Origin of the sequence: Falsiroseomonas sp. E2-1-a20 (assembly GCF_051433195.1) — a bacterium.
Classification (GTDB): domain Bacteria; phylum Pseudomonadota; class Alphaproteobacteria; order Acetobacterales; family Acetobacteraceae; genus Falsiroseomonas.
Map to the genome: position 1 here is coordinate 71,353 of NZ_JBHMFT010000018.1, position 24,285 is coordinate 95,637.

The window sequence follows — 24,285 nt, forward strand, 5'->3', positions numbered from 1 at the left end:
CAAGCGGGAGGAAACAACAATGAACATCACACGGCGCGCGACACTGACAGGAACGCTGGCTGGCCTTGGCCTCGCCGCCCTGCCGCGCCTGGCCCTTGCCCAGGCTTTCCCCGACCAGCCGGTGCGGATGGTGGTGCCCTTCGCCGCCGGCGGACCGGCGGATACCATCGCGCGGCTGATCAGCCGGGTGATGACCGAGAAGCTGGGCCGGCCCGTGGTGATCGAGGCGCGGGCCGGCGCCGGCGGGCTGATCGGTGTCGATGCCATCGCCAAGTCGCGGCCGGATGGGCACAACATCGTGCTGGCCAGCAGCGGCGCCATCGTCATCCAGCCGCATCTGCAACCGAACATGCCCTATGACGCGCTGCGCGACCTGACGCCGATCACCCAGGTGCTCGGCGTGCCGCAGATCGTCTCGGTGGCGCCCGGCCTCGGCCCGAAGACCATGGCGGAGCTGGTGGCGATGGCCAAGGCGCAGCCGGGGCGGCTTGCCTTCGGCTCGGCCGGCATCGGATCGTCGCTGCACATGGCGGGCGAGTTGCTGAAGATCCGCGCCGGCGTCGACATCACCCATGTGCCCTATCGTGGCGCCGCCCCGGCGGTGACGGATCTGCTCGCGGGGCGCATCCAGATCCTGATGGCGGATGCGCCGGCGCTGATCGGCCATGTCCGCGCCGGCACGCTGCCGGCCCTCGCGGTCACGTCGGCCGAGCGGCTCGGCATCCTGCCGGACGTGCCGACGGCGGTGGAATCCGGCGTGCCTGGCATGGTCAGCGAGACCTGGTACGGGCTGCTCGGCCCGGCCGGCATCCCGGCGGAGCGCGTCGCGGTCCTGCTGGCGGCGGCGCAGGCGGCATTGGCGGATGAACAGACCAAGGCGGCGCTGCTGAACCAGGGCGGCCGCATCGTCGGCAGCAGCCCTGCCGACTTCGCCGCCTTCATCCGCGAAACCCACGCCACCTGGGGCGAGGTGGTGCGCACCACCGGCGTGAAGCTGGAATAGTCCGATGGACCGCAGGACACTTCTGCTCGCCGGCGCCGCGCTGGCGGCCCCGCGCATCGCCACGGCACAGGCCTGGGCGCCGGCGCGCCCGATGCGCCTCGTCGTGCCCTTCGCGCCGGGTGGCGCGGCGGACACGGTGGCGCGGCTGCTGGCGGACCCGCTCGGCCAGGCGCTGGGCCAGACGGTGACGGTGGAGAACCGCCCCGGCGGCGGCACCACCATCGGCGCCCTGGCGGTGGCCCGCGCCGCGCCGGATGGGCTGACGCTGCTGTACGCCACGCCCAACGTGCAGATCCTGAACCCGCACCTGATGCAGAACCTGGCCTATGATCCGGCGGCGGATTTCACGCCCGTCATCGCCATCCTGCGGGCGCCGAAACTGCTGGTGGTGCGGCCGGACAGTCCGGCGCGGGACGTGGCCGGGCTGATCGCGCAGGCCAAGGCGCAGCAGGGCGGCATGACCTTCGCCTCCGCAGGCGTCGCCTCCTCCGGCCACCTGGCGGCGGCGATGTTCGGGCAGATGGCGGGGCTCGACCTGCTGCATGTCCCGTTCCGCGGCACGGCACCCGCGGTGCAGGAGGTGATGGCCGGGCGCGTCGACTTCATGATGGACAACATCGCGACGCTGCTGCCGCTGGTGCGGGACGGCCGGCTGCGCGCGCTCGGCGTCAGCACGGCCGACCCGGCCGCGGCGGCCCCGGCGCTGCCGCCGGTCGGCCGCACCCTGCCCGGCTTCCACGACGCCAGCTTCAACTATCTTCTCGCGCCCGGTGGCACGCCGCCCGCCATCATCGCGCGGCTGAACGCCGAGCTGAACGCCATCCTGGATTCGCCGCCGCTGACCAGCCGGTTCGAGGTGCTGGGCATCGAGAAGCTGGGCGGCACGCCGGAGGCGCTGGCCGCGATGGTGCGGGAGGAATCGGGCCGCTGGGGCCCGGTGATCCAGAAGGGAGGCATCCGCATCCAATGACCGCGACCCTCACCCGCCGCGCGGTGCTGGCCGCCGCGCTCGCCGCACCCTCCCTGGCGCTCGCACAGGCCTTCCCGAGCCGGCCGCTGCGGCTGGTGGTGCCCTTCGCCGCGGGCGGCTCCGCCGATGCCTCCGCGCGGATGCTGGCGGAGCCGCTGGGCGCCGTGCTCGGCCAACCGGTGGTGGTGGAAAACCGCCCGGGCGGCGGCGCCACCATCGGCGCGCAGGCGGTGGCCCGCGCGGCGCCGGATGGGCATACGCTGCTGTACGGCACGCCGGGTCCGCAGATCGTCAACCCCTACCTGATGCGGTCGGTGCCGTATGATCCGGTGGCGGATTTCGCACCGGTCTCCGGCATCAAGCGCGCGCCGAACCTGCTGGCGGTGCATCCCGGCGTGCCGGCTCGTTCCCTGGCGGAGTTGATCGACCTCGCCAAGGCGCGGCCGGGCACGCTGACCTTCGCCTCCTCCGGCATCGGCTCCTCCTCCCACCTGGCCGGGGAGATGCTGAAGTTCCTGGCGAAGATCGACATCACCCATGTGCCTTATCGCGGCACCAGCGCGGCGCTGACGGACCTGCTGGGCGGCACGGTGACGATGGCGCTCGACACGCTGTCGATCCTGCTGCCGCCGTCGCGGTCCGGTAATCTTCGCGCGCTCGGTGTCACCACGCCGCAGCGTTCGGCCCTGGCCAATGATCTGCCGGCACTGGCGGAAACGCTGCCCGGCTTCGATGCCGCGCCCTTCAACTACATCGCGACGACGGGCGGCACGCCGGCACCGATCGTGGCACGGCTGAGCCAGGCGGTGCAGGACATCCTCGCCCGCCCCGACTACCGCGCGCGGATGGAGGCGCTGGGGGAGGAACCCACGCCATCGACGCCCGAGCAACTGGCGGCGACCATCCGCGCCGAAAGCGCGCGCTGGAAGCAGGTGATCGAAGCCGCGGGGATACGCGCCGAATGAGTTATTCGACGATGCGGCTGGATGTCGCGGATTTCGTGGCCACGGTCACGCTCGACCGCCCGCCGGTGAACGCCCAGAACGGCGCGTTCCGGGACGAGATCGTGCGCGTCTTCGACGAACTGCACGACCGTGAGGATGTCCGTGCCGTGGTGCTGACCGGCGCGGGGAAAACCTTCTCGGCCGGCGCCGACCTGAAGGACCGCCCGGCGCGCGACACGCCCGGCGCCTATCCGCGCCACAACCGCCTGGTGCGCGCCGGCTTCGACTGCGTGCTGGAATGCGAGAAGCCGGTGATCGCCGCGGTGAACGGCGCGGCCATCGGCGCCGGCTGCGTCCTCGCGCTGTGCTGCGACATATTGGTGGTGGCGGAGGAGGCGTTCCTGTCCATGACCGAGGTCGATGTCGGCCTCGCCGGCGGCGTGAAGCATGTCCGCCGGCATCTCGGCGAATCCGATGCGCGGCTGATGATCTACACGGCGCGTCGCATGACGGGGCCGGAATTGCTGCGGATGAACGCGGCCTCGCTGTGCGTGCCGCGCGACCAGGTGGTGGCGGCCGCGCAATCCATCGCGGCGGAGATCGCGCAGAAGGTGCCGCTGGCGGTGCGCGCGGCGAAGCGCAGCTTCCAGGTGACGGAAGACCTGCCGCTGCATGAGGGCTACCGCTACGAGCAGTCGCAGACCGTGGCCCTGGCGGCGACGGAAGACACGCAGGAAGCGCTGCGTGCCTTCGCCGAGAAGCGGGCGCCTGTCTTCAAGGGGCGCTGAGCCGGGCCGCACCGGATGGCGCGGCCCCCAGGGGGGCGAGGCGCGCGCGGCGAGGGCCTCGAGCCCCTCGGCATCGCGCTAGGGCCGTTTCACCTGCGCCATGCACAGGTGAAACGGCCCTAGCTGTTGATTTGGCGCATTTTCCGAGGCGTCAGGCGTATCAGCCTGACTTGAAAATGCTCTAGATGAAGAAGACCTCGTCGCCGGGCAGGATGCCGACGTCGAGGCGGTCCCTGGAGACGCCGATCCCCATCACGGAGGAAGTGGGGACCTGCGGCTCGGTGGCGTGTTCCATGACGACCCGACCTTGCGAACGGGCTTCGCTGGTGGCCCAAGCGACTGTTCGGGCTCACAGGAACGACGGGGGGGCGACCAGGCTCAGGCATGGGCCCAACGGCCCCGGGGCAGAACGGCATCCCCTCCGCCACCGCGCCGGCCAGCCGCTGACAGGTCGGCGCCGGTGAGCGAGACCTGCAAGGGTCCGGGAATCAACTTCCGGCCGTGATGCCGCGTTCCTGCGCGATGCCGGCGAAGGTGGCGATGGTCTGGTCGAACTGGCTGGCGAAGGCGGCCGGGTCGAGGCCGGAGGGTGCGAAGCCCAGCCCTTCCAGCACCTGCCGCACCGCCGGGTCCGCGATCGCCACCCGCACCGCCTGGTGCAGCCGGGTGACGATCGGCGACGGCGTGCTGGCGGGGGCGAACAACCCGATCCAGGTATCCTGCACGAAGCCGGGCGCGATGGTCTCGGCGGCGGTCGGCACCTCCGGGAGGCTGTCCGGCCGTGCGGCGCTGGTCACCACCAAAGGCACCAGCAGCCCGTCCCGCGCCTGCGGCACGCCGGCGGAGAAGGTGACGACGCCAACATCGATGTTGCCGGCCATCAGGTCCTGCAGCACCGGCCCGCCGCCGCGATAGGGCACGTATTCCACCCGCAAGCCGCCGGCCGCCCGCAGCATCAGCTCGCTGGTCAAGTGCTGCGAGGCGCCGATGCCTGGCACGCCGACATTCAGCACCCCCGGCCGCGCGCGCGCCGCGGCGGCGAAATCCTGCACGGACTTCAGGCCGGACCGCGGATGGGTAAAGAAGCCCTGCGCCGCCGTGATCGCCTGGGTCACGGGCGTGAAGGCGTGGCGGAGCGAGGGCGTGCCGGGCACCGGCAGCGCCTCGGTCGCGGCGAAGGTGTCGTTGGCCAGCAACAGGCTGTAGCCATCCGCCGCCGCGCGCGCCGCGGCCTGGCCGCCGATGCGGCCGGAGGCGCCGCCCAGGTTCTCGATGACGACGGGCTGGCCCAGTTCCAGGCTCAGCGCCTGCTGCATGGCCCGCGCCAGCACGCCGACGGCGCCGCCCGGCGGCCAGGGCACGATCAGACGGATCGGGCGGTCGGGGTAGGGCGCCTGCGCGCGCAAGGATCGGGGCGTGGCGGCAAGGCCGAGCGTGGCGAGCAGGAGGTTGCGGCGGGCGAGGGGCATGATCGATCTCCAAAGGTCGCAGGGCGTCGCAATGCGCCCGGATTTGGAAGATTTCTCCCCTGGCTCGGCCTCAGCGTTCAACCGATAGAATTTCATGCTAATTGAGGGACGAGACAAGCGCTTTCCGACCATGGATGCGCCGCGGGCCGCCATGCCATCGCCCCTGTGAACGCACAGCCTTGATGACGACCGGAATTGCGGCCCGCTCGACCGGCCGCGTAGCGTTCCGCCCGGACCGGCGGAACCGCCGGCAATCCGGGAGAGAAACAGTGCCTTGCCTGCGGCGGCGGCCACACGGGCCTCACCGCCAGCCCCGCCCAGGCCCAGGGAAGCCAGGCGCAGCGCTGGTCGCCGCCCGAGACCTCGCAGCGCTGCCCCAGCCGCTGGGGCGCGGCCCACCGCCGCGGCTCGATGAATTTGCAGAGGCCGGAGCCTGCCCAGGCGGCGGCGCGGCTGATCCGCACCGGGCAGATGGTGGAACTCGGCCATGTGCTGGCGCCGACCATGCCCTTCTTCGGCACCCAGCTCGATGCCTTCCCGCACCAGACCATCGCCGACCAGGTCTACAACTGCGTCGACCTGCCCTCGATCAGCGGCCGGTCCGGCTTCACCGAGATGGGCGTGCACACCATCGGCACGGTGATGACCCGCGGCGTGCTGGTCGACGTGGCGGGCCTGAAGGGCGTGCCGGTGCCGGGCGACGACGACGAGATCACCGTGGCCGACCTGGAACAGGCGCTGTCCCGCCAGAACATGCAGATCGCGGAGGGCGACGCCGTCATCATCCACACCGGCTGGGGCACGCTGTGGGGGCGGGAGAATGCCCGCACCGTGCGCAGCTGCCCAGGGATCGGCGTGGCGGCGGCGGAATGGATCATCCAGCGCAACCCGATCCTGATGGGCTCGGACAACTGGCCGGTGGAATGCGCGCCATCGAAGACCCTGCCGGATGCGTCCCTACCGGTGCACCAGCTGGCGCTGGCGGTGCATGGGGTGCACCTGCTGGAGAACATGAAGCTGGACGAGATGGCGCGGCGGCCGCGATGCTTTGGCAGGCTCGGGATAGCCTTCTCCCCCCATCGGGCGGAGAGCGCCGTAGCAGTGCTCCGTCGGGGTGAGGGGGGCGTGCCGAACCTACAGCCCCGCCTTCGCCGGCACCACCACCCGCCCCTCGGCATCAACCCGGGTGGGCACCGCCTCCAGGTGCTCGCCGTAGCAGGGGCCGGAGGTGCACAGCCCGTCCTCGATCCGGAAGCGCGCGCCATGCGCCGAACAGACGATGGCGCTGCGCTTCGCATCCAGGAAGCGGTGCGGCGCCGGGTCCAGCGGCAGGCCGACATGCGGGCAGGAATTCACATAGACGAAGGCCTGCCCGCCGCGCCGCACCGCGAACAGCCCGGTGAAGGCGCCGGCGGCCGGGGCGAAGCCGCGGCTTTCGCCGTCGGGAATCTCCTCCAGCCGGCACAGCACCCGCTCATCCGCCGCGACCTCACTCATCCGCCAGCCCCAGCCTTGCGTGCCATGCGGCGATGCTTTCCTTCGGGTACTCGTCGTGCCGCCGGTCCCGCTTCGCGAAGCAGGGCTCCACCCAGCCCGGCTTCGAGCCCAGCATCAGGTGGGTGTGTTCCGGCGGCACCGGCAATGCGCTGTCGATGGCGGAGGCGAAGGGGTGCACCAGCTCCGGCCAGCGCGGGTCGAACAGCCACAGCGCGCTGCCGCATTCCGCGCAGAAATGCCGCTGGCCCGGGCTTTTGCGGGATCGCTGGCCCGGCTCCCGCAGCACCGCCCGATACACCTTCAGGTGCTTCGCGCCGCGCACCTTCAGCGTCGCCGCATCGCCGGACAGGTTGATGGCGAAGCCGCCGCCGCCCTGGGTCTTGCGGCAGATGGAACAGTAGCAGCGCTGGTAGGGATAGGGGTGCGCGCTCTCCACGCGGAACCCGACCTTCCCACAATGGCAGGACCCTTCCAGCCGCATCGCGCTACTCCTTCGGGGCCTTCCAGCCGCCCAGCCTGCACAGCTTCTTCCAATGCTCGGCCGAGACCGGCATCACCGAAAGCCGCGACATCCGCACCAGGGCCAGTTCGGCAAAATCCGGGTCCGCCTTGATCTCGGCGAGCGTCACCGGCTTCGGCAGGGGGGAGACGGCCTTCATGTCGACGCAGACCCATTCCCCCTTGGTGCCGGGCTCGACGCTCGGGTCCCGATAGGCTTCGCGGGCCACCTCCACCACGCCGACGATCTCCTTGCCGATGTTGGAGTGGTAGAAGAAGGCCAGGTCGCCCTTCTTCATGGCGGCGAGGTTGGCCTTGGCCATGTGGTTGCGCACGCCGGTCCAGGGCTCCGTGCCGTTCGCCACCTGCTGGTCCCAGGAAAAGGCATCGGGCTCGGATTTCACCAGCCAGAAATGGCGTGCGCGGGACGTCATGCGACAACCTCGGGACCTGCGCCCGCCGAAGGCGGTCGAGCGGCCGACCGGCCGCCGCCGCAGGTGCGGCGCAGCCAAGCGCAGCGCCGGCGCCTGAGGAAGGATCGGCCACGATCCGCAGGATGAGACATCACACCTGCGCCCCGTCCTTGAAGACGGTGCGGAAGGGGCGGACGGTGACGGTCTCGAACAGGCCGGCCTTGGCGTAGGGGTCGCCGGCGGCGAAGGCCTCGGCGGCGGCCTGGTCGGCGGCGTCGACCACCAGCAGGCTGCCGCAGGGCTTGCCTTCGCCGTCCAGCACCGGCCCGACCAGCACGAAATTCGCCATGTGCTCCTGGAGATAGGCCAGATGCGTCGGCCGGGTCGCCATCCGAAGCTCCAGGGAGCCAGGCTTGTCGGTGCAGGAGATGGCGAAGATCATGGCGTTCGGTCCCTATGGAGCGCGCGTGGCGGAGAAAGGGACGTAACGCCCCTGGTCACCGGCTTCAATCCGGCGCGAAGGACCCCTACTGTAGGGATGTGGACGCCAGACCGATAACGCCCGCCACCCCGGGCTCCCCCGCAAGCCCTGCGCCTGCCGCGCGGTCGTTGCACCGATTCGCCAACCCCGGCCGCTTCCTGCGGCTGACCGGGCGGCTGATGCCATGGCTCTGGGCGCTGGCGCTGGGCGTCACCGCCTTCGGCACCGCCTGGGCCCTGTTCTACGCACCGGCCGACTGGCAGCAGGGCGAGACGGTGCGGATCATGTATGTGCATGTCCCGATGGCCTGGCTGGCCATGGGCGGCTACCTCGGCCTTGGCATCCTGTCGCTGATGTCGCTGATCTGGCGGCACCCGCTGGCCGACCTCACGGCGCGGGAGCTTTCGCCGGTCGGCGCCGCCGTCACCGCGCTGTGCCTGGCCACCGGCAGCCTGTGGGGCAAGCCGATGTGGGGCACCTGGTGGGTCTGGGATGCCCGGCTGACCAGCGTGCTGGTGCTGTTCTTCCTGTGGCTCGGCCACGCCGCCCTGGTGCGCGCCTTCGACGAGACGGAACGCGGCGCGCGGGCCGGCGCCATCCTGGCCCTGGTCGGGCTGGTGAACCTGCCGGTGGTGAAGTTCTCGGTGGATTGGTGGAACACCCTGCACCAGCCGGCCAGCGTCACCCGGCTGGATGCGCCGGGGATGCATGTGGACATGCTGTATCCGCTGCTGGTCTGTGCGCTGGGGTTTTCCCTGCTGTTCGGCGCGGTGGTGCTGGCACGCACCCGCAGCGCCGTGATGGAACGCCGCATCCGGGCGCTGGAGACCGCCCGGGCGCGGCGCGCGGAGGTTGCGGCATGACGACGCATTGGATCCATATCTCGGCAAGCTGGGCCGGCACGCTGGCGGTCTTCGCGGCGCTGGCCATCTCCGCCGTGCTGCGCCAGCGCCAGGCCGTGGCGAAACTGAAAAGGCTCGACCCCCGGGGCGAGAGGAACACATGACGCGCAAGCGCCGCCGCCTTTGGATTCTCGTGCTGTGCGGGGTGGGCGTGGGCAGTGCCACGGCGCTGACCCTGACCGCCTTCCAGGACAACATCGTCTTCTTCCGCTCGCCCTCCGACATCGTCGCGGAACGGCCGGCGCCGGAGCGATCCTTCCGCCTCGGTGGCCTGGTCGAGGCCGGCAGCGTGAAGCGGGAGGACACCGCCTCCGGCGCCCGGCCCACCGTGCATTTCCGGGTGACCGATGGCGCCAATACCGTGCCCGTGACCTACCAGGGCGTGCTGCCGGACCTGTTCCGCGAAGGCCAGGGCGTCGTCACCGCCGGCCGCTTCGGCCTGGACGGCACCTTCCGCGCCACGGAAGTCCTGGCGCGTCACGACGAGACCTACATGCCGCCCGAGGTCGCGGATGCGCTGAAGCGCGCCGGCCACTGGCAGCCCGAACAGGGCGCACCACCGGCGCCTGCCACCTGGAACACGCTCAACCCCACACAGCCGGCGGCTGTAACTCGGAACACAGGCGGATGATCGCGGAAGTCGGCCATTTCGCCCTGGTGCTGGCGCTGATCCTGGCGCTGGCCCAGTCCACCCTGCCGCTGCTGGGCGCGGAGATGCGCGACGGGCGGATGATGGCGACCGGCGCGCCGCTGGCGCTCGGGCAATGCCTCGCCATCACCGCGGCCTTCGGCTGCCTGATGTATTCCTACGCCATCAACGACACCAGCGTCGTCAACGTCGTGCAAAACAGCCATTCGGCCAAGCCGATGCTGTACAAGCTGACCGGCACCTGGGGGAACCATGAGGGCTCGCTGGTCCTCTGGATCATGATCCTCGGCATCTGCGGGGCGGCGGTTTCCGCCTTCGGCCGCGAATTGCCGACGGCGCTGCGGGCGCGGGTGCTCGGCGTGCTCGGGCTGATCTCGGTCGGCTTCCTGATCTTCACCATCCGCACCTCCAACCCCTTCGAGCGGATGTGGCCGCCGGCGCCCGATGGCCAGGGCCTGAACCCGATCCTGCAGGATATCGGTCTCGCGCTGCATCCGCCGCTGCTCTACCTCGGCTATGTCGGCTACGCCGTCACCTTCGCCTTCGCCATCGCCGCCCTGATCGAGGGCCGGGTCGACGCCGCCTGGGGCCGCTGGGTGCGCCCATGGTCGCTGGCCGCCTGGTCCTTCCTGACCATGGGCATCGCGCTGGGGTCCTGGTGGGCCTATTACGAGCTCGGCTGGGGCGGCTACTGGTTCTGGGACCCGGTGGAAAATGCCTCCCTGCTGCCCTGGCTGATCGGCACCGCCCTGCTGCATTCCGCCATCGTGGTGGAGAAGCGGGAGGCGCTGAAGACCTGGACCATCCTGCTGGCCATCATCGCCTTCGGCATGTCCCTGCTCGGCACCTTCCTGGTGCGGTCGGGCGTGCTGAACAGCGTGCATTCCTTCGCCAACGACCCGGAACGAGGCCTGTTCATCCTCGGCCTGCTGATGTTCTACCTGGCCGGCGCCTTCCTGCTGTTCGCCTTCCGCGCGCGGGCCATGATCCCGACCGGCATCTTCGCCCCGGTGTCGCGCGAAGGCGCCATCGTGCTGAACAACCTGCTGGTCTGTTCGATCACCGCCGTGGTCTTCGTCGGCACGCTGTGGCCGCTGTTCGCGGATGCGCTGTTCGGCAGCAAGGTCTCCGTCGGCCCGCCCTTCTTCAATGCGGCCAGCTTCCCGCTGGTGGTGCCGCTGCTGCTGGCGATGGCGGCGGGCCCGCTGATGCCGTGGAAGCGGGCGCAGTTCATGCCCGTGGTGATGAAGCTGTGGTGGGTCGCCGTCATCGGCTTCGCGACCTTCTTCGTGGCGCTGCTGGCCTCCGGCCAGCGCGTGCTGCCCGCCGTGGGCTTCGCCTTCGCCGCCTGGGTGGTGGGTGCGGCCTTCGCCGACATCGCCGATCGCACCGCCCTGTTCCGCACCAACCCGCGCAACGCCTGGAACCGCGCCCGCGGCCTGCCGCGCGCCGCCTGGGGGGCGGCCATCGCCCATGCCGGCATCGGCATCACCGCCGCCGGCATCGCCGGCATGGGGCTGGCGCAGGAAAGGCTGGTGGCGCTGTCGCCCGGCGAATCCACCACGCTGGCCGGCTATGAATGGCGCCTGGACGGCGTGCGGGACGAGGTCGGCCCGAACTGGACGGCGCGTCGCGCCAGCATCACCGTGCTGCGCGACGGCCGGCAACTGCACGTCATGACGCCGGCCCGGCGCCACTTCCCGCTGGCCAGCCAGCACACCACGGAGGTTGCCATCCGCACCAACCTGATGGCCGACCTCTACGCGGTGATCGGGGAGGAGGAGGCGGCGACCGGCAAGGCCGTGATCCGCGTGCACTTCAACCTGCTGGCGCCCTGGATCTGGATCGGCGCCGGCATCATGTCGCTCGGCGCCGCGCTGTCGCTGGCGGATCGTCGGGTCCGCGTCTCCGCACCGAACCGTGCGGTGGCGCGCGGCCAGCCGAAGCCGGCGTGAGGAGGCGGGCATGACTCCGACCTCGCGCCGCCTGCTGCTGGGCCTGCCCTTCGCCGCCGCGGCGGTGGGCGGCATCGGCTTCTACACGGCGCTGCAACGCCAGCGCACCGGCGCCTACAACCCGCGCGGCGTGCCCTCCGCCCTGATCGGCCAGAAGCCGCCCGAGTTCAGCCTGCCGGCGCTGCCCGAAAGCGGCGTCGAGGCGTTCGGCTCCGCCGATTTGGCGAATCTGCCGGGCCCGGCGCTGGTGAATTTCTGGGCGAGCTGGTGCGTGCCCTGCATCATCGAGCATCCGCAGCTGATGAAGCTGTCCCGCGAAGGCATGCCCATCTACGGCATCGCCTACAAGGACAAGCCCGCCGACAGCCTCCAGTTCATCCGCCGCCACGGCAACCCCTTCGGAAGGCTGGCGCAGGACGCGCCGGGCCGCGTCGCGATCGACTGGGGCGTCTATGGCGTGCCGGAAAGCTACCTGCTTGACCGCCAGGGCCTCATCCGCTGGCGCTATGCCGGGCCGATCACGGAGGAGGTGCTGAACCTCGATCTCCGTGTGCTGATGCGTAGGTATGGGTGATGGGACCACACACCACGCGCCGACCCGGCAAAGCCCTCTCCCCCCAGCAGGGGGGAGAGGGTTGGGTGAGGGGGGCACGCGCAGCATTGGTTGCCGCAGCACTCCTCCTCGCCAACCCCGCTTCGGCCGTCACCAGCCCCGCCGACATGCTGCCCGATGTGGCGCAGGAGGAACGCGCCCGTGCCCTCGGCCGCGAGATCCGCTGCATGGTCTGCCAGAACCAGTCGATCGAGGACAGCGAGGTCAGCCTGGCCCGCGACCTGCGCCTGATCGTCCGCGAGCGCATCACCGCCGGTGATTCCAATGCGGAGGTGAAGGACTTCCTGCACGCGCGCTACGGCGATTTCGTGCTGTTGCGGCCGCCCTTCGCCTGGAACACGCTGGTCCTGTGGGCGACCCCCTTCGTCGCCCTGCTGCTCGGCTTCGGCCTGATCCTGATGGCCCGCCGCACCACCGCGCAGATCCCGCCGCCCCCGCCGCTGAGCGCGGAGGAACAGCGCCGGTTGGCGGACCTCGAATCACAGGATGGAAACAGGGCGTGATCTGGCTATTGCTCGGTGGCGTCGCGGCGCTCGCCCTGGCGCCGCTGGCCTGGGCGCTGCTGCGCCCCGCCCGCCTGCGTGGCCGCAGCGAGGCCGACCTGGCGCTGTACCGCGCGCAACTCGTGGAACTTGACCGGGAGCTTGAGACCGGCCGCCTGGATGCCGCCCAGCACCAGGCCGCGCGCCTGGAGGTGCAGCGCCGCATCCTGGCCGCCCCGGCGGAGGACGCCGCCGGGGACAAATCCGCCCGCACCCCCGCCCTGCTCGGCGCGCTGGTCTTCCTGCTGCCGGCCGCGGCGATCGGCCTGTACATGACGCGCGGCACGCCCGACATGCCCGCCGCCCCCTTCGCCGCGCGGCAGGAGCAGATGGCGGCCGAGGACCGGATGCTGGAGATGCTGCGCGCCCGCGTCGCCATGCTGGACCCGGCGACCGATACCGCCCGCCAGGGCCAGATCCTGCTCGGCAACGCCGAACGCTCCCGCGGCCGCCTCGCCGAGGCCGCCGCGGCCTACCGCGCCGCGCTCGATTCACGCTTCGAGGTGGAACTGGCGGGCGACCTCGCCGAGTTGGAGATCGAGCGGGGCGAGGTGGAGGCCGCGGCCGCGCTCATCGCCCGCGCGCTGGGGTCCGCGCCGCGCGAGCCGCGGCTGCGCTTCCTGGCCGGCCTCGCCGAGGCGCGCGCCGGCCGTGCCGACAATGCCCGCCGCACCTGGCAGGCGCTGCTGGCCGAGGCCGGGCCGGAAGCGCCCTGGCGCCCGGTGGTGGAGCGCCAGCTCCAGGCCCTGCCATAGCCGCAACCCTCTCCCCCCGGGGGGGAGAGGGCAGGGTGAGGGGGGCCTTCCAGATGGCTGAACCTGTTCAAGCCCCTCGGCGTCCCCCTCATCCAACCCTCTCCCCTATGAAAGGTGGGGGAGAGGGCTTCTTGGCGCCGCCCGCCAGCCGCCGCGCCCGCCACAGCAGCCAGGACACGATGACGACGTTCATCGCATTCCAGGCCATGCCGTTCAGGAAGGCGACGGCGTAGCTGCCGGTCCAGTCGAAGATCACGCCGGACAGCCAGCCGCCGAGCGCCATGCCCAGCAGCGTCGCCATCAGCACCACGCCGACCCGCGTGCCGGCCTGCCGCGCGGGGAAGTATTCGCGCACAATCACCGCGTAGCTCGGCACGATGCCGCCCTGGAACAGGCCGAACAGCGCCGAGATCAGGTACAGCGACACCAGGCTGTCGAAGAACAGGTAGAAGGCCAGCGCCACCGCCTGCAGCACGGAGCCCAGCAGAAGCGTCGCCAGCCCGCCGATGCGGTCCACGATCAGCCCCGACACGATGCGGGAGACGATGCCGCAGGCGAGCATCAGGGACAGCATCTCCGTCCCCCGCGCGACGCCATAGCCGAGGTCGGCGCAGTAGGCGACGATATGCACCTGCGGCATCGCCATGGCGACGCAGCAGCCGAGGCCCGCGACGCACAGCAGCAGGGTCAGCAGATTCGAATCCATCCCGAGCGGCCGGGCCGCGACCGGGGCCGGCGCGCCGGCCGCCCGCGGCACCACCGGCGGCAGGGCGGGCGGGCGGCGGCGCAGCAGCAGCGACAGCGGCAGCATGGTCACCAGCAGCACGCCGCCCACCACCAGATGCGCCACGCGCCAGCCCTGCGCCGAGATCAGCGCCTGCAGGATCGGCGGCCAGACCGTGCCGGCCAGGTAGTTGCCGGAGGCCGCGAGTGCCACCGCGATGCCGCGCCGCCGGCGGAACCACAGCGAGGCATCCGCCAGCAGCGGCCCGAAGGCGGCGGAGGAGCCGAGCGCCCCGATCAGCACGCCCTGCGCCAGGGCGAAGGCCATCAGGCTGGTCGCCATCGCCGCCAGCACGTAGCCCAGCGTCAGCATCACCGTGCCCATCAGCACCGGCACCATCACCCCGAAGCGGTCCGCCAGCCGCCCCATCAGGATGCCGCCGGTGGCGAAGCCGAGCATGGTCAAGGTGTAGGGCAGGGAGGCCTCGCCCCGTGTCGCGCCGAATTCCGCCTGGACGTAGGGCAGCGCCACCACCACGGACCACATCCCGGCCCCGCCGAGCGTCGCCAGCCCGACCAGCGCCGCCAGCCGGACCCAGGCCTGCCGGCTGTCGAGGACGGCGTCCGTGGTCATTCCTCCGGCCCGAAGGTCACGAAATCCGCCAGCTTCGCGCGTTCCGTCACCAGCGCGTTGGTGGGCTCCCCCTTGTCCTCGAAGCCGAGCGACATGCCGCAGACCATCACCTGGTCGTCCGCCAGGCCGAGCACCCGGCGCACCACGTCGTGGTGGTCGCAGAACGCCGCCTGCGGGCAGGTGTCGAGGCCGAGGCCGCGCGCCGCCAGCATGATGGATTGCAGGAACATGCCGAAATCGAGCCAGGAGCCCTGTTCCAGGTCGCGGTCGATGGTGAAGAACAGCCCCACGGGGGCGCCGAAGAAGTCGAAGTTGCGGGCGCGCTGGGCGTTGCCCGCCGCCAAATCGCCGCGCGCCACCCCGGCCAGCTCGTACAGCCCGAAGCCCACCTTGCGGCGCCGCGCCTGGTAGGGCTCGCGCCATTTGCGCGGGTAGTACTCGTACTCCCGCGGCACCGCGGCGCCGGCCTCATGCGCCGCGCGCAGCTCGGCCGAAAGCCGCGCCTTCTCCGCGCCCTGGGTCACCCGGACATGCCAGGGCTGGATGTTGGAGCCGGACGGCGCGCGGGACGCCGCGGCCAGGATGCGCTCGATCATCGGGCGCGGTACCGGGTCGGGCCGGAAGCCGCGGATGCTGCGGCGGGTCGCCAGCGCCTCGAACACATCCATGGTTTGGCGTCGTCCTCCGGTTCGGCCGCATCCTGTCGCGCCGCAGGCCCGGGTGCAACGCGGGGTGGTGGGCAGAGGGCGTGCAGGGTGGGCGGGAAATTCAGCTTCCGGTTGGGTATGGGCTGGGGCAGGATGCCCGCCGATGCGCCCGAACCGCCCCGCCCTGATGGCCGCCGCCCTGGCGATGCCCGGCCTCGCCGCCGCCCAGGCGCCGGATGCCGGGCCGGTGGGCGGAACTGTCGTCGCTGGCCAGGCCAGCATCACCCGAACGCCCGGCCGCACCCAGGTGCAACAGGGCAGCGACCGCGCCATCCTGGAATGGCAGCGCTTCGATGTCGGCCGAAGCCACCAGGTGGATATCCGCCAGCCCGGCGCCGGGTCCTGGTCGCTGAACCGGGTGGTGGGCGGCGACCCTTCGGCCATCGCGGGGCGCGTCACCTCGAATGGCGGCGTCGCGCTGGTCAACCCGGCCGGCGTGATGTTCCACCAGGGCGCCCAGGTGGACGTGGCGGCGCTGATCGCCACCACCGCCGACATCACCAACCAGAATTTCTTGAGCGGCCGCATGGTCTTCGACGGCGCGCCGAGGCCCGGCGCGCGGGTGGAGAATCGGGGCTCCGTCACCGTGGCCGACCAGGGGCTGGCCGCGCTGGTCGGGCCGGTGGTGGCCAATTCGGGCAGCATCCGCGCGCGCCTCGGACGCGTCGCCCTGGCGGGTGGGGAGGCCTTCGCCCTCGACCTCGCCGGCGATGGGCTGCTGGCCCTGGACGTGACACGGCAGGTCAGCGCCGCACCCTCCGGTGCCACGTCCCTGGTGACCCAGTCCGGCACCATTACCGCCGAGGGTGGCAGCGTGCTGCTGACCGCCCGCGCCGCCTCCGGCGTGCTGGAAACCCTGGTCACGTCGGGCGGCACCACCACCGCCGCGCAGGTGGCGCTGCGGGCGGAGGGTGGCGGCCTCCGCCTCGATGGCATGGTGCGTGCCCCGGTGGTGGAGGCGACCGCCAGCGGCACCGTCCGCCTCGCCCCCTCCGCGGTGGTGGAGGCGCCGGGCGGCCATGTCACGCTCGGCGCCGGCACCGAAAGCCGCATCGGCCAGCCGCGACGACTCGCCGGGCGTACCGTGGTGGAACGCGGGGCCACGGTGCGGGCGGCGGGCGGCACCGTCATCGTCCATGCCGGGACCCACGCCACCATGTCCGGCAGCCTCGCCGCCGACCGTATCGAGGTCTCCTCCCGCGGTGGCCTGGCGCTGGATGGTGCGATGCAGGGCCGCGAGGTGCTGGTGGACCCGGTCGAGCTGCGCATCGTCGGCAGCCTGTCCGGCGCCGGTTCCCCGATCGGTGAGCCCGCCGAGATCACCGCCGCCAGCATCGCCGCCACCACCGGCGCGCTGACCTTGCAGGCCGAACGCGCGATCCGCGTGCAGGCCGCGGTGAGCAAGCCCACCGGCCCGCTGACGCTGGAGACCACCGACGCCGCCGCCACCGGCATCACCATTGTGCGCGGCATGACCATCGCCGGCGACCTGGTGCTGCGCTCGGCCGGGGACATCGTGCAGGCGGCCAGCGGCGCGAACCTGAACCTCGGCACGCTGGAGGCGCGCAGCACCAGCGGGTCGGTGCGGCTGGAGGCCGCGAACAACACGATCCGCGCCCTGGCCGGCGGCGAGGCCGCGGGCCGTTTCGGCGTGACCAGCCGGCTGGCGATGAGCGTGGATGCGGCCCTCGCCGCCACCGACATCCGGCTGGAGACGCCGCAGACCATCGCGCTGTTAGCCCCGCTCACCGCCACCGGCACGCTGGACCTGTTCGCCCTGCGCGGTGTCACCCAGCAGGCCAGCGGTGCCGGCGTCTCGGCCGGGACGCTGCGGTTGGATGCGGCGCTCGGCGCGGTGTCGCTCGCCGGCGCCGGCAACCGCGTGGCGCAACTGGGCGACAGCTTCGTGCCGCGCGGCCTGTCCCTGGTGAACCAGGGCAGCCTGGAGGTGGTCGGCGGCATCAATGCCGGGCTGGTCTCCCTCAGCGTGACGGGGGGCGACCTGACGCAATCCGCCGCCTCCCGCCTCATCGCCGAGACGCTGCAGATCGCGGTGCCGGATGGCGCCGTGCGGCTGGATGCGCCACTGAACGGCATCGCCGGGATCCAGGGCCTCGCCGGCGACACGCTGCTGGTTGTGACGCAGGGACCGCTGCGCCTCGCCGCGCCGCTGTCGGCGCCGGAGGTCGCGCTGCGCGCCACCGGCGACATCACCCAGGCCCAGGGCGCGCGGCTGACGGCGCTGGCGCTGAGCCTTGAGACCGGTGGCACCACCACGCTGGCCGAGGCGCAGAATGCGGTGGCGCGCCTCGGCACGGTCCGCGCCGATGGCGGCTTCACCCTGGCCACCTCCGGCGCGCTCGACGTGGCCGGCCGCGTCGAGGCGCCGGGCGTCACGCTGCGCGCGGGCGGCGCGCTGACGGCGGAAGGCGCCATTGTCGCGGACCGGGTTGCGCTGACCGGCGGCTCGGTCCGGGTCGCGGGCGACGGCCAACGCTTCGGCGTGCTCGGCGCGGGTGGCGCCACCGGGGATTTCAGCCTGGCCACCGATGCGCCACTGCGGCTGGATGGCCCGCTCGTGGTGAGCGGCGCGCTGGCGCTGGAGGCGACGGGCCTGGCACTGGAGGCGCCGCTTGCCGCCGCCACCGCCACCCTGCGCGCCACCGCCGGCGACCTCACCCAGACCGCGGCCGCGCCGATCACCGCCGCCAGCCTCGTGGCGCGGGCGCCAGCCGGCGCGGTGCGGCTGGATGCGGCGCTGAACCGGGTGGGGAGCCTGGGCGGGCAGGCGCGGGGCGGCTTCGGCTGGCGCGGCGCCGGTGACCTGGGGCTGGCGGGGATCGAGGCGGCGCAGCTCTCCCTGGTCCAGGCGGGCAGCCTGGTGCAGGCGCCCGGCGCGGCGCCGCTGCTGGCCGATATCGTCTCGGTCCAGGCCGGCGGCCTTGTCGACCTGCGCGCCGCCGGCAACCACGTCCCGGAACTCGGCGCCGTCGCCACGCCGGGCGGGTTCTTCCTGGCCACCGGCGGCGCGCTGCTTCTGGGCGCGCCGGTGGGGGTGGCGGAGGCGGATCTCTCCGCGCCGCTCGGCATCACGCAATCCCCAGGGGCCGCGCTGGAAGCCGGGCTGCTGCGCGTCCGCGCCACCGAGGGCCCGGTGCTGCTGGAGGAGGCGCGCAACGCCCTTTCGCGAATCGGGGCCAGCCAGGCGGGCGGCGAAATTCGCCTGACCGCGGGCGGCACCCTGTCCATCGAAGGTCCGGTCGTGGCCGGTGGCACGCTGGCGCTGCAGGTGGCGGAGGATATCCGGCAGGCCGCCACCGGCGCGGGGCTGGCGGCACCGCTGCTGCTGGTGCGGTCGCTGTCGGGCAACGTGACGCTGGAGGGTGCCGGCAACCTGATCGCGGCGCTGGGGCCGGGCGGCGCGGCGGGCGAATTCGCTTTGGCGCAGCAGGGCGATGCGGCGCTGTCGCTCGCCGGCCTGGTCACCGCGCCCAGCCTGCGCTTCCGGACCGAAAGCGGCTTGGATGACGGTGCCGGCGGCGGGCTGCGCGGGGCCATGCTGCGGCTGGACACGGCCGGGCCGGTGCGGCTGGACGCGGCCGGGCGGCACGGGCTCGGCGCCATCGGTGGCCGCGCCGGGGCGCTGTCCCTGGCGCAGGAGGGCGGGCTGCTGGTGGCGGAGGCGCTGGACGCGCCGGGGCCGCTGGCGATCTCGGCCGCCTCGCTCGGGATCCTGGCGCCGGTCGCGGCCGGGACGGCGGACCTGGCGGCGATGGCGGGTGATATCAGCCAGACCCTGCGCGGCGCCGGCCTCTCGGCCGGGATGCTGCAGGCCGAGGCGGCTGCGGGCAGCGTGCTGCTGGACGGCCAGGGCAACCGCGTGGCGGCGCTGGGCCCCGGTGGTGCGGCGGTGGCCTTCGCCGTGGCGCAGGAGGGCGAGGCGGCGCTGCGCCTGACCGGGGCCCTGGCGGCGCCGACTATCTTTCTGCGCGCCGAGGCGGGCATCCGGAACGAGGCCGGCGGCAGCCTCGCCGCCGGGCTGCTGCAACTGGATACGCCGGGCGCCGTGCGGATCGACGCGGCGCAGGCGGTCGAACGCCTGGGCGGCCGGGTCGGCTCGCTGGGCCTGGACAGCATCGGTGCGTTGCGGCTGGAGCGGCTGGAGGCGACCGGCGCACTGGACCTGTCCGCTACCGCCCTGCACCTGGCGGCGCCCGTGGCGGCGGGCTCCGCGGCGCTGGTGGCGCGCAGCGGCGACATCACCCAGGCCGCCGGCGAGGCCGGGCTGGCGGTGGGCCCGGCCGGACTACGCCTGTCCGCCGCCGGCCAGGTGGCGCTGGACGGTGCGGGCAACGCGGTGGCGCGGTTGTCTGGCGGAGCGGCGGCCGGGGCGCTGAGCCTTGCCACCGGAGGCGACCTGACGCTCGCCGGTGCCGTATCCGGCGCCGACCTGGTGCTGCGCGCCGGCGGGGCCATGCGGCTGGATGGCGCGGCGTTGCAGGCCGGGCGCGGTGTGCTGCTTGCGGCGCCGGGCGGCTTCACCGCGGGTGCCACCAGCCGGCTGGTGGCGCGGGATGCGGCGGCGCTGCCGGTGCTGATCCTGGACAGCCGGCAGGGCGGCCTGGCTGCGCTGCCGGCGGGGCTGCTGGCCGATGTGCCCGGCCTGGCGCCGGCGCGGCAGGCGACCCAGCTGGCGGATTTCGGCCCGGCGCGCGCACTGCCGGGCGGTGCGGCGGTGCTCGACCTCGATGCCGGCGCGGCGCCGGTGTTCCTGCTGCTGGACACGGCGCCGACGCTCGGGGTGCTGGAGGCCGGGCGGCTCGGCCTGCTCGGCCAGGGCGGGTCGGCCTTCATCCTCGGCGTGCTGGGCGGCCAGGGCGGGGAGGCGGCGGCGCGTGCCGTGGCGGTGACGGCGCCGGGGGGCAACTACCTGTTCAACAACTGCGTCATGTCGGCCGCGACATGCAGCGGTGCACCGGAAGCCCCGCCGGTCGAGCCACCCGTGGTGCCGCCAGTGGAGCCACCGGTCGAGCCCCCCATCGTGACCCCGGTCGCGCCACCCCTCGGGCCGCCGGTCGCCGTACCATCGTTCCCCGCCATCCTGCCCGCCACGGCGACGGCGCCCCGGCTGGACCTGCGCGACCGGCGTCCCGGCGCGCCGGGCCCCTTCCTGCCGCGCGATCCGGAGGAGGAGGACGGCTATTGTTCGCCGAACAGCCCCTCCGCCAGCCCGCGCACCAGCCCGGCGCCTTCCGCCAACCCCTCCAGCCGCAACGGGCTGCCGGCGGCATTGCCCAGCGGCCCCCCCGGCGGGCCGGCCAGCGCGCCACGATCCTGCACCAGCTCCGCCGCAGAAATCCTGCCGTCGCCGTCGTAGTCCAGGCTTTCCACCAGCACCCGCGCCGCCAGCAGCCCGGCCAGCCCGCCGGCCCCGACGGCGGCCGACAGCAGGTCCGGCGTCGCACCTTCGCGCACCGCGGCGAGCCAGGCGGCGCCGCGCGCCAGCCGCGCCAGCTCGGCGGCGGACAGGCGGCCATCGCCGCTGACATCGGCCTGCGCCACGATGGTGGCGGCACAGGCGGCGGCGGTGGCGCCTGACCCCGGGGCCACGGGCCCGCAGCCGGCTTCCATGTGTTCCAGCGCGCCGAGGAACGCGGCGCCCTCCCCGTGCAGCGCGGCCAGCGCCAGCGGCGGGGTGGCGCAGCGGCGCCAGGATTCGGGCTCCAGCTCGCCGGGCAGGCGGTCGTCGCGGGTCTTCGGGTCGGGCTCGGCGGTTTCCAGCCCGGCGCCCACGGCACGCAGCAGCAGCCGCGGTGCCTCCGCCCCGCCGGCGGTGCCCAGCGTCCAGCCACCCAACCGGCGCGTGCCGCGGAACCGGAACAGGTGGGCCGGTTCCTCCGAATCCAGGCGCGCGACGCTGCGCGCGGTGACGACCAGCACGGCAGTGGGTTCGGTGCAGTCGCCGGCGAACCAGGCGCCACGCAGCGGCTGCGGGATGCCTTGTGCGGCGGGCGCGGCAGGTGTGGCAGGCGCGGGACGGCCCGGCTGTGGCTGCGCCAGGGCCGGCGCGGTGCTGGCCAGCAGCAGTGCGGCGAGGGCTGCGGGAAGCGGCTTCATCGGATCTCGATCTCCCCGGCCTTGCAGAGGTCGAGGCCGCTGCGCGTCACCTTCCGCCCATCGCGGAACACCGCCACCACATCGGCGGTACAGGCATCGCCATCCGGCGCCTCGAGGTCCAGCACCTCCCCCACCGGCAGGATGTCGGCACCCAGCCGGTCCGTGCCGCGCGGCTCGCCGGGCGGGAAGGCGTAGATCTCGACGATCGGCAGCGGGCCGGCATTGCGCAGGCTCAGCACGCCGGCGGTCTCCCCGGGCTCCGTCATGGCCGCATCGGGTGTGGCCGCATCCGGCGCGCTGGCGGCGACCCAGCCGGGGGTCAGCACCAGGCGCGGCGCGGCGCAGATGTCCACCGCCCGGCGTTCCTCGCTGCCGCCGCCGGGGAACAGGATGCGGATGTCCACCCGGCATTCCACCTCCAGCTCCAGCGTCGTGTCCTGCCCGGTCGGCAGCAGCTCCGCGCCCAGGCGGTCCGGGCCCCAGTCGGCCTCGCTGGAGGAGGAGACATACACCTGCTCCACCGTCGCGAAATGCCGGTTCGCCAGCACCAGGCTGCGGCTTTCCGGGCGCGGGACGCCGCTGCGGTCGAACACCACGCCGCGCTCGGCGCAGAGATCGATGCGGGCCTTCACCTCCTCCCGGTCGTCGGCGAAGACGGCGCGGATATCGAAGGTGCAGTCGCGGGTGCGGATGCGCAGGCGGAAGGCGCCGTTGGCCGGGATCACCTCCGAACCCAGCCGGTCCGGGCCCCAGGCGCCGGTCGTCCCGGTGGTCGAGGCACAAAGCTCGCGCAGCACGGTGTCGCTGTTGTTGCCCACCGCGACGTCGAGCGTCGGCATGGCGGCGTCGCCGAAGACCAGGCGCGGCGTGGCGCAGAGGTCGACGGCGCGGCGCACCTCCTCCGTCCGATCCTGCCAGATCGCTGTCACGTCGAAGCTGCACCCCGCCTGCCGGCCGAGCCGGGCGCGGTAGGTGGTGGCGGGTGGCACCGTGTCCTGGCCCAGCCGGTCGTCCCCGCGCCGCGCCCCGGCCGGGTCGATGTACAGGTAGGTGAGGGTCAGGTCGGTCTCGTTCTGCACCGTGATCTCGGCCGGTGCGCCGGTGGGTGGCGCCGGCTGGGCCAGCGCCGGACCAGGGACCAGCCCGAGGATCAGGCCAAGCCACGCCCACCGCGATGAACCCTGCATCCCCCGAGACCCCCCTCGCCGAGGCCGGAGCATGTCGGGCGGGCCGGCCCTGCGCAAGGCAAGCCCCCTTAGCCGGGCATCGCCGCCGCATCGACCCGCGGCCGCAGCAGCGCGAAGCCGAGCAGGATCAGCACCACCAGCCCGCCGGCCAGCGCCGGGGCCTGCCAGTCGCCGGCGGCGACGCGGTTGACCAGCAGCGCGGCGCAGACCAGGGCGCCGGCGGCCGGCACCGGCCAGGGCACCTCGAAGCCGCCGCGCGCCTCGCCGGGCCGGCGCTGCAGCACCAGCAGGGCCAGGTTCACCACGGTGAACACCGCCAGCAGCAGCAGCACGGTCGCGGAGGCGAGCTGGCCGATATTGCCCAGCAGCACCAGCGCCACCAGCACCGGCAGCAGCGCCAGCACCGCCACATGCGGGGTGCGCCGCACCGGATGCACCCGCGCCAGCGCCTTCGGCAGCAGCCCCTGCCGCGCCATGCCGTAGGCGAGGCGGGAGGCGGTGACGTAGTTCAGCAGCGCGGTGTTGGCGACGGCGAAGATGGTGATGGCGACGTAGCCCCAGCCCGGCAGCCAGGGCGCGGCGCGGGCCATCACCTCCGCCAGCGGCCCCGGCGCCGCCGCCAGTTCCTGCCACGGCACCACGGAGACGGCGGTGACGGCGACGGCGATGTACAGCACGGTTGCCGCCAGCATGGCGCCGATGATGCCGATCGGCAGGGTGCGGCGCGGGTCGCGGGCTTCCTCGGCGACGTTGATCGTGTCCTCGAAGCCGATGAAGGCGAAGAAGGTCAGGATGGCGCCGGTCATCAGGAAGGAAATGCCGATGCCCTCGCCCGTCGGCGTCTCCATCAGGCTGACGCTGCCCCAGTAGGGAATGCCCACCGCGATCACCAGCAGCAGGCCGGCGGACTCGATGGTGGTGCACAGGATGTTCACCCACATGCTCTCGCGGATGCCGCGGATGACGATGCCGGTGACCAGCAGCAGGAAGCCGAGCGCGATGGCCAGCGCCGGCACGCCCTGCAGCCCGGCCAGCCGCAGCAGGTTCTCCGCCACCACGCGGGATTGCGTGGCGACGGAGGTGAGGCCGGAGGCCATGACCGAAAGCCCCACCACCCAGGTCAGCAGCGGCCGGGCGAAGGCGCGCTGCGTGATGGTGGCCGCGCCGCCGGCATGCGGGTAGCGGCTGCCGAGCGAGGCGTAGGACAGGCCGGTGAGCAGCGCCGCCACCATGGCGACGATGAAGCCGAGCCAGACCGCCGAGCCGAGTTCGCCGGCCGCGCGCCCCACCAGCCCGTAGATGCCGGCGCCGAGCATCCCGCCCAGCGTGTAGGCGAAAAGCTGGAAGGGTCCGATGGCGCGGACGAGGGTGGGTTCGGAGGGCGCGCTCATTCCGCAATGCTCCAGGACAGGCCCAAACCAGGATACGTGACGATCAT

General features: G+C 73.0%; 21 protein-coding genes and 2 pseudogenes. 13 read left to right on the forward strand and 10 right to left on the reverse strand.

What is annotated here, in order from left to right:
• Nucleotides 1-19 precede the first annotated feature (19 nt).
• From ACFHPP_RS20390 to ACFHPP_RS20405, 4 genes are read left to right on the forward strand one after another with little or no spacing between them, the layout of a single operon-like run.
• Nucleotides 20-1,003, forward strand: a complete 984-nt coding sequence (locus ACFHPP_RS20390; RefSeq protein WP_437165076.1) for a Bug family tripartite tricarboxylate transporter substrate binding protein — start codon at nt 20-22, stop codon at nt 1,001-1,003.
• Between the two features lie 4 nt (nt 1,004-1,007).
• Nucleotides 1,008-1,973, forward strand: coding sequence for a Bug family tripartite tricarboxylate transporter substrate binding protein (locus tag ACFHPP_RS20395; protein ID WP_437165077.1), 966 nt, complete (start codon nt 1,008-1,010; stop codon nt 1,971-1,973).
• Nucleotides 1,970-2,938, forward strand: coding sequence for a Bug family tripartite tricarboxylate transporter substrate binding protein (locus ACFHPP_RS20400; RefSeq protein ID WP_437165078.1), 969 nt, complete (start codon nt 1,970-1,972; stop codon nt 2,936-2,938). The genes ACFHPP_RS20395 and ACFHPP_RS20400 overlap by 4 nt, the downstream gene beginning before the upstream one ends.
• Nucleotides 2,935-3,705, forward strand: coding sequence for an enoyl-CoA hydratase/isomerase family protein (locus ACFHPP_RS20405; RefSeq protein WP_437165079.1), 771 nt, complete (start codon nt 2,935-2,937; stop codon nt 3,703-3,705). Before ACFHPP_RS20400 ends, ACFHPP_RS20405 begins: the two co-directional genes overlap by 4 nt.
• A 488-nt stretch (nt 3,706-4,193) precedes the next feature.
• Here ACFHPP_RS20405 and ACFHPP_RS20410 read toward each other — a convergent pair whose 3' ends face one another.
• Nucleotides 4,194-5,174, reverse strand: a complete 981-nt coding sequence (locus ACFHPP_RS20410; RefSeq protein ID WP_437165080.1) for a Bug family tripartite tricarboxylate transporter substrate binding protein — start codon at nt 5,172-5,174, stop codon at nt 4,194-4,196.
• A 504-nt stretch (nt 5,175-5,678) separates the two neighbouring features.
• On the opposite strand from ACFHPP_RS20410, the pseudogene ACFHPP_RS20415 reads away from it, so the two are divergent.
• Nucleotides 5,679-6,038, forward strand: a pseudogene (locus tag ACFHPP_RS20415) (cyclase family protein); the annotation flags it as partial.
• 270 nt (nt 6,039-6,308) lie between these two features.
• On the opposite strand, the gene ACFHPP_RS20420 reads toward ACFHPP_RS20415, so the two are convergent.
• From ACFHPP_RS20420 to ACFHPP_RS20435, 4 genes are all read right to left on the reverse strand, one after another.
• Nucleotides 6,309-6,671 carry a Rieske (2Fe-2S) protein gene (locus tag ACFHPP_RS20420; RefSeq protein WP_437165081.1) on the reverse strand — a complete coding sequence of 121 codons (363 nt, stop codon included), beginning with the start codon at nt 6,669-6,671 and terminating at the stop codon, nt 6,309-6,311.
• Complete coding sequence (locus ACFHPP_RS20425; protein ID WP_437165082.1) at nt 6,664-7,152, reverse strand: GFA family protein; 489 nt, start codon at nt 7,150-7,152, stop codon at nt 6,664-6,666. Before ACFHPP_RS20425 ends, ACFHPP_RS20420 begins: the two co-directional genes overlap by 8 nt.
• A 4-nt stretch (nt 7,153-7,156) precedes the next feature.
• Nucleotides 7,157-7,603: an EVE domain-containing protein gene (locus ACFHPP_RS20430; RefSeq protein WP_437165083.1), complete on the reverse strand. Its 447-nt coding sequence runs from the start codon at nt 7,601-7,603 to the stop codon at nt 7,157-7,159.
• Nucleotides 7,604-7,733: 130 nt separating this feature from the next.
• A complete protein-coding gene (locus tag ACFHPP_RS20435; protein ID WP_437165084.1) occupies nt 7,734-8,024 on the reverse strand; it encodes a YciI family protein in 291 nt (96 codons plus the stop codon).
• Between the two features lie 167 nt (nt 8,025-8,191).
• On the opposite strand from ACFHPP_RS20435, the gene ACFHPP_RS20440 reads away from it, so the two are divergent.
• From ACFHPP_RS20440 to ccmI, 7 genes are all read left to right on the forward strand, one after another.
• On the forward strand, nt 8,192-8,926 hold the full coding sequence (locus ACFHPP_RS20440) for a heme ABC transporter permease (protein WP_437165085.1): 735 nt from the start codon (nt 8,192-8,194) through the stop codon (nt 8,924-8,926).
• Nucleotides 8,923-9,069, forward strand: coding sequence for a heme exporter protein CcmD (gene ccmD, locus ACFHPP_RS20445; RefSeq protein ID WP_437165086.1), 147 nt, complete (start codon nt 8,923-8,925; stop codon nt 9,067-9,069). Before ACFHPP_RS20440 ends, ccmD begins: the two co-directional genes overlap by 4 nt.
• The gene (gene ccmE, locus ACFHPP_RS20450) at nt 9,066-9,596 is read left to right on the forward strand and encodes a cytochrome c maturation protein CcmE (RefSeq protein ID WP_437165087.1); all 531 of its coding nucleotides are present in this window, start codon (nt 9,066-9,068) and stop codon (nt 9,594-9,596) included. Before ccmD ends, ccmE begins: the two co-directional genes overlap by 4 nt.
• Nucleotides 9,593-11,569 (forward strand): heme lyase CcmF/NrfE family subunit, encoded by a 1,977-nt coding sequence (locus ACFHPP_RS20455; protein WP_437165088.1) that lies wholly within the window; start codon nt 9,593-9,595, stop codon nt 11,567-11,569. The genes ccmE and ACFHPP_RS20455 overlap by 4 nt, the downstream gene beginning before the upstream one ends.
• A gap of 10 nt (nt 11,570-11,579) precedes the next feature.
• Nucleotides 11,580-12,143 (forward strand): DsbE family thiol:disulfide interchange protein, encoded by a 564-nt coding sequence (locus ACFHPP_RS20460; RefSeq protein WP_437165089.1) that lies wholly within the window; start codon nt 11,580-11,582, stop codon nt 12,141-12,143.
• A gap of 65 nt (nt 12,144-12,208) precedes the next feature.
• Nucleotides 12,209-12,685 (forward strand): cytochrome c-type biogenesis protein, encoded by a 477-nt coding sequence (locus ACFHPP_RS20465; protein WP_437165090.1) that lies wholly within the window; start codon nt 12,209-12,211, stop codon nt 12,683-12,685.
• Complete coding sequence (gene ccmI, locus ACFHPP_RS20470) at nt 12,682-13,479, forward strand: c-type cytochrome biogenesis protein CcmI (RefSeq protein ID WP_437165091.1); 798 nt, start codon at nt 12,682-12,684, stop codon at nt 13,477-13,479. The genes ACFHPP_RS20465 and ccmI overlap by 4 nt, the downstream gene beginning before the upstream one ends.
• A gap of 88 nt (nt 13,480-13,567) precedes the next feature.
• On the opposite strand, the gene ACFHPP_RS20475 is transcribed toward ccmI, so the two are convergent.
• Together ACFHPP_RS20475 and ACFHPP_RS20480 are read right to left on the reverse strand one after the other, a co-directional pair.
• Nucleotides 13,568-14,836, reverse strand: coding sequence for an MFS transporter (locus tag ACFHPP_RS20475; protein ID WP_437165092.1), 1,269 nt, complete (start codon nt 14,834-14,836; stop codon nt 13,568-13,570).
• Nucleotides 14,833-15,504 carry a nitroreductase gene (locus tag ACFHPP_RS20480; RefSeq protein WP_437165093.1) on the reverse strand — a complete coding sequence of 224 codons (672 nt, stop codon included), beginning with the start codon at nt 15,502-15,504 and terminating at the stop codon, nt 14,833-14,835. Before ACFHPP_RS20480 ends, ACFHPP_RS20475 begins: the two co-directional genes overlap by 4 nt.
• 184 nt (nt 15,505-15,688) lie before the next feature.
• Here ACFHPP_RS20480 and ACFHPP_RS20485 point away from each other — a divergent pair.
• Nucleotides 15,689-19,894: pseudogene (locus tag ACFHPP_RS20485) on the forward strand (two-partner secretion domain-containing protein); the annotation flags it as partial.
• A gap of 848 nt (nt 19,895-20,742) precedes the next feature.
• Here ACFHPP_RS20485 and ACFHPP_RS20490 read toward each other — a convergent pair.
• The 3 genes from ACFHPP_RS20490 to ACFHPP_RS20500 all read right to left on the reverse strand — a co-directional run bounded on the left by ACFHPP_RS20490 (nt 20,743) and on the right by ACFHPP_RS20500 (nt 24,238).
• Entirely contained in the window at nt 20,743-21,660 is a 918-nt protein-coding gene (locus ACFHPP_RS20490) for a hypothetical protein (protein ID WP_437165094.1), read from the reverse strand.
• On the reverse strand, nt 21,657-22,847 hold the full coding sequence (locus ACFHPP_RS20495; RefSeq protein ID WP_437165095.1) for a hypothetical protein: 1,191 nt from the start codon (nt 22,845-22,847) through the stop codon (nt 21,657-21,659). Before ACFHPP_RS20495 ends, ACFHPP_RS20490 begins: the two co-directional genes overlap by 4 nt.
• 68 nt (nt 22,848-22,915) lie before the next feature.
• Nucleotides 22,916-24,238, reverse strand: coding sequence for an APC family permease (locus tag ACFHPP_RS20500; RefSeq protein WP_437165096.1), 1,323 nt, complete (start codon nt 24,236-24,238; stop codon nt 22,916-22,918).
• Nucleotides 24,239-24,285: the final 47 nt, after the last annotated feature.

Coding starts and splice junctions, on each gene's coding strand:
- ccmD (WP_437165086.1), top strand. CDS start 8,923: ATGACGACGCATTGGATCCATATCTCGGCAAGCTGGGCCGGCACGCTG.
- ACFHPP_RS20420 (WP_437165081.1), bottom strand. CDS start 6,671: ATGAGTGAGGTCGCGGCGGATGAGCGGGTGCTGTGCCGGCTGGAGGAG.
- ACFHPP_RS20490 (WP_437165094.1), bottom strand. CDS start 21,660: ATGAAGCCGCTTCCCGCAGCCCTCGCCGCACTGCTGCTGGCCAGCACC.
- ACFHPP_RS20405 (WP_437165079.1), top strand. CDS start 2,935: ATGAGTTATTCGACGATGCGGCTGGATGTCGCGGATTTCGTGGCCACG.
- ACFHPP_RS20395 (WP_437165077.1), top strand. CDS start 1,008: ATGGACCGCAGGACACTTCTGCTCGCCGGCGCCGCGCTGGCGGCCCCG.
- ACFHPP_RS20500 (WP_437165096.1), bottom strand. CDS start 24,238: ATGAGCGCGCCCTCCGAACCCACCCTCGTCCGCGCCATCGGACCCTTC.
- ACFHPP_RS20435 (WP_437165084.1), bottom strand. CDS start 8,024: ATGATCTTCGCCATCTCCTGCACCGACAAGCCTGGCTCCCTGGAGCTT.
- ccmE (WP_437165087.1), top strand. CDS start 9,066: ATGACGCGCAAGCGCCGCCGCCTTTGGATTCTCGTGCTGTGCGGGGTG.
- ACFHPP_RS20430 (WP_437165083.1), bottom strand. CDS start 7,603: ATGACGTCCCGCGCACGCCATTTCTGGCTGGTGAAATCCGAGCCCGAT.
- ACFHPP_RS20390 (WP_437165076.1), top strand. CDS start 20: ATGAACATCACACGGCGCGCGACACTGACAGGAACGCTGGCTGGCCTT.
- ACFHPP_RS20460 (WP_437165089.1), top strand. CDS start 11,580: ATGACTCCGACCTCGCGCCGCCTGCTGCTGGGCCTGCCCTTCGCCGCC.
- ACFHPP_RS20480 (WP_437165093.1), bottom strand. CDS start 15,504: ATGGATGTGTTCGAGGCGCTGGCGACCCGCCGCAGCATCCGCGGCTTC.
- ACFHPP_RS20455 (WP_437165088.1), top strand. CDS start 9,593: ATGATCGCGGAAGTCGGCCATTTCGCCCTGGTGCTGGCGCTGATCCTG.
- ACFHPP_RS20425 (WP_437165082.1), bottom strand. CDS start 7,152: ATGCGGCTGGAAGGGTCCTGCCATTGTGGGAAGGTCGGGTTCCGCGTG.
- ACFHPP_RS20475 (WP_437165092.1), bottom strand. CDS start 14,836: ATGACCACGGACGCCGTCCTCGACAGCCGGCAGGCCTGGGTCCGGCTG.
- ACFHPP_RS20410 (WP_437165080.1), bottom strand. CDS start 5,174: ATGCCCCTCGCCCGCCGCAACCTCCTGCTCGCCACGCTCGGCCTTGCC.
- ACFHPP_RS20495 (WP_437165095.1), bottom strand. CDS start 22,847: ATGCAGGGTTCATCGCGGTGGGCGTGGCTTGGCCTGATCCTCGGGCTG.
- ACFHPP_RS20400 (WP_437165078.1), top strand. CDS start 1,970: ATGACCGCGACCCTCACCCGCCGCGCGGTGCTGGCCGCCGCGCTCGCC.